Source organism: Thalassotalea sp. G20_0, assembly GCF_017744175.1.
Lineage (GTDB): Bacteria > Pseudomonadota > Gammaproteobacteria > Pseudomonadales > Endozoicomonadaceae > Endozoicomonas.
Genome location: NZ_JAGHQV010000141.1, coordinates 1 through 2719, shown reverse-complemented (window position 1 = coordinate 2719; position 2719 = coordinate 1). Strand labels below are relative to the sequence as shown.

Here is a 2719-nt window from a genome sequence, read left to right as displayed (position 1 = left end):
TTTGGTTGCCCTTAAGTATTACTGCATCAAGTAAAGTTGACAATAAAGCTGCCTGAGTTTCCTTACTTCCCTCATTCATGTATTTATGAGGGGTAAAAACACCCGCTGAAGTAAATGAATGAAGCGTTGTCGTCAGGCTTCGCCATGGCCACCCGGACGTCGCTTTAAAATCGTTCAACAATGGTATCAGTTGCTGTTGTTCACTGTGATTTAATGGTCTTTTTGACCTTGATGTGTATTGTTTGATTGAGCAGGCAAATTGACTGTGTTTTTTCCCGTTATAGCGATCACCATAATGAGTAGATATCCTCATCAGGTAATCCATTCTTTCTTGTGTGATAAGAGCATTAAAATCCTGAACAGGTTTTATTGAATGTCTCGGTGGATTGTTACCAGAGCAGGCGTCAGAAGCAGGATAAAATTCATGACGCTCCGGGATATAGGGGAATGGAGTATTCGTCCGCCTCACTGTGCCATACCTGTATCGCCCACTCCCTGAAACACCGGTATGGTCATCCGATTGATTATAATCATTACCTGATGTTGTGCATGTCCAACTTATACCAGCACCACCTTTGTCCATAATTATATTTCATTAATTCATGGGAAATATGAAATGTAGACTACTCTGCGGCATCAACAGGCATTAGTTTTTACTGGCTTTTTTCTCTTCCTTTTTCTCTTTTTGGGTTTATTTATTTGCTCTTCTAAATATTCTTCAGCGGTAAAATAACAGTCATCCGAAAATTGCGCTCCTTCATCAGCAGTAAAATATGCATCATCTACCACCCAGTCGCCGCTGCTAAGTGACACAGAGCCATGGGCCTCTGGCGAGACGGCCAACTTTGTCTTTATTTGCTCAATAACTCTTGTCATTGAATCCTGCTTCCAAAGCTTGTTCACCGGAATTTCAATGACCTCAAATCCTAATTTTTTCAGCAGGGCGACTTTCAATAAAGTCGAACCATTCCTGGTTTTGAAATCACCACACACGTAATGAGAAGGTCCCTGAACGTCGATCACCATGTTGTAATCTGGCAGTAACAGGTCAACCGGAGGTAGCGAGTTCAGACTCTTTTCTTCTTCAATCTGCAAAGACGGAAAGCTTGACTGGAGTTGATCGCGTAAGGTGGATTGAGATTGTGAAGTGATTGTCTGGTAATGGGGGGCCACCGGACACGCTCTCCCAAGCCAACTTGCGGCCATGGCAGTGACGCATGAAAACTCTGTGCATGGGGATGGACTTTCCAGACGAGAAAACAGTTCATCTATGTACTTTTCAAGGGCGTTTTTATTATCGTCACCAAAGTACAGATAAGACCTGGCACAGAACACCATGACTCCCCAGAGAGAGATCGATATATTTTGCTGAGAGAGCTGAGGGTTTTCACAGAGTCTGCCGACAAGAGAAGCGAACGTAGATTTAACCAGTTTCAGCTCAATGGCATCACCCAGTTTTGCCACGGCCCACAACAGGTTGGTGATCTGCTGAGGAATAAAGTGGTCTTTCTCTTCTTTTGATTCGGCTTTGGTTTGCACATGGGACAACAGCACGACCACAGTCTCTTTGAGCTTTGCCATCTTGTCCAGTTCCAGCCCGTTGTCCACCAGTTTCGCCACGGCCCACACCATGTTGGCAATATGCTGAGGAATAAAGTGGCCTTTCTCTTCTTTTGATTCGACTCTGGTTTTCACCTGGAGCAACAGCACGGCCACGGCCTCTTTAAGCTTCGGTGTCTTCTCCAGCTCCAGACCATTATCCACCAGTTTTGCCATGGCCCACAGAAGATTGGCGACTTCCTGTGGCTTGAAGTGGTCTCTCTCTTCTTTTGATTCGGCCATCGTTTTCACATAGGGCAACAACGTGTCGACGGCCTCTTTGAGCTTTGGTGCCTTCTCCAGCTCCAGCCCGTTTTCGACCAGTTTCGCCACAGCCCACAGCAGATTGGCGATATGCTGAGGAATAAAGCGGTCTTTCTCTTGTTGTGATTCGGCTATGGTTTTCAGATGGGGCAGCAGCGCGGCCACAGTCTCTTTGAGCTTCGCTGTCTTCTCCAGCCCATTGTCCAACAGTTTCGCTACGGCCCACAGCAGGTTAGCGACATCCTGTGGCTTGAAGTGGTCTTTCTCTTCTTTTGATTCAGCTTTGGTTTTTACAAGGGGCAACAGCGCGGCTACCGCCTCGTTGAGCTTCGGTGTTTTCTCCAGCTCATTGTCCACCATTTTTGCCATGGCCCACAGCAGGTTGGCAGTGCCTTGAGTGTTGAAGTGATATTTCCCTGCTTTTGATTCGGCTTTGGTTTTCACATGGGACAACAGCGCGACCACGGTCTCTTTGAGCGTTGCCATCTTTTCCAGTTCCAGCCCGTTGTCCAACAGTTTCGCCACGGCCCATAGCAGATTGGTGACTTCCTGTGTATTGAACTGGTCTCTCTCTTCTTTTGATTCGGCTTTGGTTTTCACCCGGGCCAACAGCGCAGCAACGGTTTCTTTGAGCCGCGGTGTTTTCCCAAGCTCCAGCCCGTGGTCCACCAGTTTCGCCACGGCCCACAGCAGGTTGACCACTTCCTGTGGCTTGAAGTAGCCTTTTGGTTCGGTTCTGGTTTTTACATGGGGCAAAAGTGCAGCGAAGGCCTCTTTGAGTTTCGCTGTCTTCTCCAGCCCCACCAGCCCGTTGTCCACCAGTTTCGCCACGGCCCACACCAGGTTGGCTACTTCC

At 47.7% G+C, this 2719-nt stretch carries 2 protein-coding genes; both read right to left on the bottom strand.

Translation table 11 applies throughout. From position 1 onward, the window contains the following. A partial coding sequence (locus tag J7438_RS25000) for a hypothetical protein (protein WP_209278765.1) occupies nucleotides 1-583 on the bottom strand: 583 nt, incomplete at its 3' end. Nucleotides 584-636: 53 nt separating this feature from the next. Further along, nucleotides 637-2719 (bottom strand): DUF1601 domain-containing protein (locus tag J7438_RS24995; RefSeq protein WP_209278764.1); only part of this gene is annotated, 2083 nt, incomplete at its 5' end.